The sequence below is a fragment of the Yersinia sp. 2542 StPb PI genome (assembly GCF_048593855.1).
GTDB lineage: Bacteria > Pseudomonadota > Gammaproteobacteria > Enterobacterales > Enterobacteriaceae > Yersinia > Yersinia enterocolitica_E.
On record NZ_JAZGQA010000307.1, the window covers coordinates 1 to 3,126 of the forward strand.

A 3,126-nucleotide genomic window follows, 5' to 3' on the forward strand; every position below is an offset into this window, starting at 1 on the left:
ACTGAAGATATGTTGCTCGCGCAAATTCAAGAATTTTCAGATAAATACAATAATATCAAAGCAATAGGGCTAGGATTGCCCGGTGTTATTGTGGATGGGAAAATACTTACTTGCGATATTACCCGCCTGGAGGGATTGGCAATCACTGAATTATTAAGTAACCGATTCGGTATTTTTGTTCAGGTGGGGAATGACATGAATTATACCGCATTTGGTTTTTATCGTAATCACTGCCGTAATATAAATGAACCTATCGCCTATATTTTTATGCCACCAAGACATTGTGCCGGCTGTGGCATTGTTATTTCAGGTAAAATGCTACGTGGTGCAAGTCAATTTGCAGGTGAAGTGTCGAAACTGCCATTTTATGACAATCTAGGGACTAATATAAATTCTCACCATGAACTGGTGCAACAACGACTTATTTATATTACTTCATCGTTGATCGCCATGATTAACCCTGTAACCATAGCCATCTCAGGAGAGCATATCAGTCAAAATTGTATTGCAGAATTATCTGCTCAATTACTCAAAAAATTTGATTGCAAACACATACCCCATTTTGTCTATCGCGACAACATTAAATACGATTATCACAATGGAATATCAGAATACACTCTTGATGCCTATAATAATTTTCGAGTATTTGAGATCTAGTATTCAGCGGTATCTATGATGAGAAAATTTTTCCAGAGTCCCTTCTCCCACCTTCAGGCTATCCTAACCACCGTATGCCCTTTTCTCTAGTCGGTAAACCACCTTGATAGGCAAAAATGTTCTTGACAAGCCAGGTACCCACTGTATATTTCACAACTTAATATAAGTCTTTTATAAAGTGGCTTATACTTATTACTTGCTCGCTGCCACTTGCCAGAGAAAGGTGCTTAAATGTCTAGCCATGTCGTCGACTACCCTCTGGATACACCGGCTACACGCACATCTACGCGCTCTATCTTCTTTGTCGCTGGATTTGCTATGGGCCTTTGGGCATCGTTGGTGCCCTATGCACAGAATAGACTTCATTTTGATGCAGGCTCTTTGGGGATGTTATTACTTTGCTTGGGAACAGGCTCCCTACTGGCAATGCTATTCTCTGGCAAACTGATTGGCCGCTTCGGCTGTAGAAGCATAATACTATTAGGTATCGTGGTTAGCGCTGTTTTCCTGCCCACATTGGCAATTATTGATCAGTTCCCTTTGATGGCACTATGTCTGTTCTTTTTTGGCGCAGGCATTGGTTTAGTAGACGTTGCGGTTAATGTCCAAGGCTCTCTGGTTGAACAATCCTCGGATAAACCACTGATGTCAGGTTTCCACTGTTTATTCAGCATTGGTTCAATTGCGGGTGCTGGCGGCGGTGCAATATTATTTACTCTTGGCTTANTGCCCCTCCCCGTAACGCTGATTGCCGTCGTGATAATGGCTATAATTACCTCAGTCGTTTTCAAGGAATTAATCCCTTTTGGCGATCATAAGGAACCTAATCAACAGCCAAAAATAAAACCACGCCCAAACTTCAGGCTCATATTAATGGCACTTATGTGCATGATTTGTTTTATGGCGGAAGGTGCAGTATTAGATTGGAGTGGCGTATTTCTAACTAATGACCGTGGCCTTGACATAGCACATGCCGGTTGGGGGTTTGCTATTTTCGGTGGCACCATGTCTGTAATGCGTTTCACTGGTGATAAAGTTGTCAGTATTTTGGGACGTAAGCATGTATTGGTTTTTAGCAGTATCATCGCCATGACCGGCTATGCCATTGCCGTCATAATACCTGACTGGAAATTTACGTTATTTGGCTTTGCATTGGTAGGAATAGGTGCAGCTAATATTGTTCCGGTACTTATCACGCTGGCTGGCCAGGAAAGTGTAATGCCCGTGAACATGTCGGTAGCCATGGTCGCAACGCTGGGTTATTTCGGTATTTTAGGGGGGCCGGCACTGATCGGTTTTATTGCACATATAACTGACCTCTACACTGCATTCACAGTGGTTGCTCTGACATTTATTGTCATAGCAGTTGGGGCATTCAAACTGAAATATTCCAGTGACTAAACATTTCTCTACCGAGAAATAAAGCCGGTGGATAGTGGGTCAACCTGTTTTTTGAAGATAAAAGTGTGACTGAGTATGGTAATTTTACCTGCTAGCAAAATTATGCTAGCTTTTTTTTAGGTATACTATGCCGAGATATTCTCTATCAAACCAAGATATTAAAATGTTAAAGAGGGAAATTGTATGAGCATTAAAATCATTGCTGTTGATATGGATGGAACCTTTCTCAATGATCAGATGAGTTTTGATAGGGAACGGTTTAGTACACAATATTCACAACTAAAAGAAAATGGAATAAAATTTGTTGTTGCCAGTGGTAATCAATATTATCAGCTAATTTCATTCTTCCCTGAGATTGCCAATGAAATCGCTTTTGTTGCTGAAAATGGGGCTTATGTCAGTAACAAGAATACTGAAATTTTCTGCGGTTCAATCTCTGATGAAGATTGTAATAAAGTGCTAAAAACATTACTACCAATACCCTATCTTGATGTCATTGTTTGTGGCAAAAATGGCGCTTACATGTTGAGTTCTTCAGATAATTATTTCTACACTACAATGAGTAAATACTACCATCGCCTTAAAATTATCGATAACTTCGATCAAGTAACAGAGTCTGCATTCAAATTTGCGATAAGTTTACCCAATGAGAAACTGGTAGACTTTATGAAATTTATCGAGCGAGAACTCGCAGATATAGTGACCCCGGTATCAAGTGGACATGGTTCTGTAGACCTTATAATACCCGGCATTCATAAAGCCAATGGCATTAAACTACTCCAAAAAATGTGGGATGTAACTGATCAACAAGTCGTCACTTTTGGCGATGGTGGCAATGATATTGAAATGTTACAGTACGCCGGCTTTGGTTATGCCATGGCAAATGCGCCAGACAACATTAAGAATGTAGCAAAGTATCAGGCCGAATCAAATAACGACTCTGGCGTATTAAATATAATTGATAAAATTCTAAAGAAAGAACATCCTTTCTCATAAGCCATATTTAATAACAAAAATATATTGGCGGGAAAGATTCCCGCCAATTAATTAATTCTCTCTATTATTGCG

3 protein-coding genes are annotated in these 3,126 nt (G+C 39.9%); all 3 read left to right on the forward strand.

The features are described from left to right. The coding region (locus V1952_RS20945) for an ROK family protein (protein WP_420075464.1) at positions 1-657 on the forward strand (657 nt) is incomplete at its 5' end. Between the two features lie 231 nt (positions 658-888). Next, entirely contained in the window at positions 889-2,058 is a 1,170-nt protein-coding gene (locus tag V1952_RS20950) for an MFS transporter (protein ID WP_420075465.1), read from the forward strand. A 183-nt stretch (positions 2,059-2,241) separates the two neighbouring features. Then, the gene (locus tag V1952_RS20955; protein WP_372558815.1) at positions 2,242-3,054 is read left to right on the forward strand and encodes a Cof-type HAD-IIB family hydrolase; all 813 of its coding nucleotides are present in this window, start codon (positions 2,242-2,244) and stop codon (positions 3,052-3,054) included. The last annotated feature ends 72 nt before the right edge of the window (positions 3,055-3,126 follow it).